3 protein-coding genes are annotated in these 3,465 nt (G+C 53.0%); all 3 read left to right on the top strand.

Going from position 1 to position 3,465, the window contains the following annotated elements:
• Positions 1-26: 26 nt before the first annotated feature.
• Positions 27-1,844: an arginine--tRNA ligase gene (argS, locus tag C5S62_RS04370; RefSeq protein ID WP_104404222.1), complete on the top strand. Its 1,818-nt coding sequence runs from the start codon at positions 27-29 to the stop codon at positions 1,842-1,844.
• 112 nt (positions 1,845-1,956) lie between these two features.
• Positions 1,957-2,649 (top strand): viroplasmin family protein, encoded by a 693-nt coding sequence (locus tag C5S62_RS04375; RefSeq protein ID WP_172486084.1) that lies wholly within the window; start codon positions 1,957-1,959, stop codon positions 2,647-2,649.
• Between the two features lie 219 nt (positions 2,650-2,868).
• On the top strand, positions 2,869-3,465 hold a 597-nt coding region (locus tag C5S62_RS04380), incomplete at its 3' end, for an ABC transporter transmembrane domain-containing protein (protein WP_133159494.1).

Genomic DNA, 3,465 nt, shown 5'->3' on the forward strand with positions numbered 1-3,465 from the left:
CCACATAGGAAAACAAACATCACGATATGAAAATAGAACAACAGCTGGCCGCCGACGTGCTGGCCGCCATCAAGGAACTCTACGGCCAGGAAGTAGCGGCCGACATGATACAGTTGCAAAAGACCAAGCGCGAGTTTGAAGGACACCTTACGCTCGTGGTTTTCCCCCTCCTGCGCGTTTCGCGTAAAAAACCCGAAGATACAGCCCTTGAGATAGGGCAGTGGCTGGCCGCACATTCCGACACTGTGCAGGCTTTCAATGTCATCAAAGGTTTCCTCAATCTGGTCGTGGCTCCGGGAAAATGGGTGGAACTCCTTGCCCAGGTCAACGCCGACCCCCATTACGGCCTCACCGAAGCCACCGATGAGTCGCCGCTGGTCATGATAGAATATTCTTCGCCCAACACCAACAAACCGCTCCACCTCGGACACGTGCGTAACAACCTTCTGGGGTGGTCAATGGCACAGATCATGGCTGCCTGCGGTAACCGCGTGGTCAAGACAAACATCGTCAACGACAGGGGCATCCACATCTGCAAGTCTATGCTGGCATGGCAGAAATACGGCAACGGCGAGACGCCGGAAACATCGGGAAAGAAAGGCGACCATCTCATCGGCGACTATTATGTGGCCTTCGACAAGCACTACCGTCAGGAGGTGAGCGAGCTTGCCGCCCGCTACCAGCAGCAGGGGCTTGACGCCGAAGAGGCCAAAGCCAAGGCCGAAAAAGAGGCGCCACTCATGAAAGAGGCCCGCGAAATGCTCGTAAAGTGGGAACAGGGCGACGCTGAAGTGCGTGGTCTGTGGCGGCGCATGAATGAGTGGGTCTATGCCGGTTTTGATGAAACCTACAAGGCGCTCGGGGTGAGCTTCGATAAAATATACTACGAAAGCGACACTTATCTTGAGGGCAAGGAAAAGGTGGACGAAGGACTGGAGAAAGGCATCTTCTTCCGCAAGGAAGACGGATCGGTGTGGGCCGACCTCACCGCCGAAGGACTCGACGAGAAACTGCTCCTGCGCGCCGACGGTACGAGCGTGTACATGACGCAAGACATCGGTACGGCAAAACTCCGCTTTCAGGACTTCCCCATTGACAAGATGATTTACGTGGTGGGCAATGAGCAGAACTACCACTTTCAGGTGCTCTCCATCCTGCTCGACAAATTGGGATTTGAATGGGGCAAGGATCTTGTACACTTCTCCTACGGCATGGTGGAGCTCCCTAACGGCAAGATGAAAAGCCGCGAAGGAACAGTGGTCGATGCCGACGAACTCGTGGCCGAAATGGTGGCTCAGGCACGCCGCACGGCCGATGAGGCCGGAAAGGGCAGCGACATGTCCGAAGAGGAAAAGCGCGAAGTGGCACGCATCGTGGGAATGGGAGCGCTGAAATATTTCCTCCTCAAAGTGGATGCGCGAAAAAACATGCTCTTCAATCCCGAAGAGAGTATCGACTTCAACGGAAACACCGGTCCCTTCATACAATACACCTATGCCCGCATACGCTCCATCCTGAGAAAGGCCGAAGACGCCGGCATACATCTGCCCGAAAGCCTGCCCGAAAATGTGGAACTCTCTACCAAGGAGGAAGAAATCGTGCAGCATGTGGCCGACTTCGCCGCCGTGGTGAAACAGGCCGGACAGGATTATTCCCCCTCGGCCATAGCGGCCTATTGCTATGACTTGGTGAAGGAATATAACCAGTTCTACCACGACTTCTCCATATTGCGCGAGGAAGACGAGCAGAAACGTGCCTTCCGCCTTGTGCTGTCACAAAATGTGGCCAAGGTCGTGAAACTGGGCATGGGCCTGCTGGGCATAGAGATGCCGGAACGCATGTGACGCACACCGCTTGTCGTCGCGCGGACATTCTCCAATCCGCGCGACGACATACTTATATATAATGTCCGGACCGCTCCGGCATATATGGCAATTGATTCAAAGAAAACTCTCTTTGTCGAAGAAAAAAAAATACTACGTGGTATGGCACGGCACGGAGCCGGGCATTTACGCATCATGGGACGAATGCCGCTCACGGGTGGAGGGCGTCACAGGCGCCGTATACAAAGCTTTCAACACAGCGGAAGAGGCGGAAGAAGCCTATTATGGCCATGCCGCCGACTATATGGGCAAAAAAGAGTCCCGCATGCCATCGGCACCATCTCCTGCGTCTCGGGAAATCGGAACTGCCAATCCGCCTTCATGGCGCACGGACACCGTACTTCCCTTACCGCCGGAAGTTACCGCCGACGCGCTCGCCGTTGATGCCGCCTGTTCGGGAAATCCAGGACAGATGGAATATCGTGGCGTCTATCTCAAAACGGGACAGGAGGTATTTCATTTCGGTCCCGTTTACGGGACGAACAATATCGGAGAGTTTCTCGCCATTGTTCATGCCCTCGCCTTGCTCAAGCAAAAGGGCGTTAATCTCACAGTATACTCCGACAGCCGTAACGCCATGCTTTGGGTGAAACGCAAGCAGTGTCGCACCAAACTGCCCCGGACGCCGCGCACGGAAGAGCTCTTCTGCCTCATCGCACGCGCCGAGGCCTGGCTGAAGAACAATACCTATGCAGACATCCCCCTGCTCAAATGGGAAACCCGGCGCTGGGGCGAAGTTCCGGCTGATTTCGGACGGAAAGGCTGAAGGATATTTTTCATCGTTCATACGCATTCAGAAGAAATATCCGTATAACAGACCAAATATCTCAAGCGGCCGGCCGCTTGAGGACATGGTATCATCATATTCGGATACGGTCGTTTGAAATTCCACGTATTGCCGCATAAAATCCGGATATCGCCGTTTAAAAGAAAAGTCTCTGGCGAGCTATTTGAAGAGTTACGCCGCCCACAAACATAAAAGCCCATGAAAGAATTCCTCAAGATGATGCGGCAATACATTGCCCCGTACAAACGCTACATGATCGGTTCGCTTGTTTTTAACTTGCTGTCGGCCGTGCTCAACGTCTTTTCCTTCGCCTCGCTCATCCCGATGCTCAATCTTCTTTTCAAACTCGACACCAAAGTTTACCATTATATAGCGTGGAACACCCCCAAGGTAAGTGCGAAGGACGTGATTGTCAATAATATGTACTATTATACGCAGCAAGTAATGGAAATTTACGGAGCGTCGACAACGTTGCTTCTCATCGGTCTGTTCCTCATCACGGCCACGTTGCTGAAGACATCGTGTTACTTTGCCTCCGCCGGTCTTTTGGTGCCGATGCGCACCGGTATAGTGCGTGATATCCGTTCCGCCGTTTACCGTAAGATCACCGGCCTGCCGCTTTCTTTCTTTTCCGATGAAAGAAAAGGGGACATTATTGCCCGAATGAGCGGTGACGTGAACGAAATAGAAAATTCCATTACCGGCTCTCTTGAGATGCTGGTAAAAAATCCCATCCTGCTCATCTGTTATTTTTCGGTACTGATTTACACTAGTTGGCAACTCACGCTTTTTACC

The sequence above is a fragment of the Prevotella sp. MGM2 genome (assembly GCF_002933955.1).
Lineage (GTDB): Bacteria > Bacteroidota > Bacteroidia > Bacteroidales > Bacteroidaceae > Alloprevotella.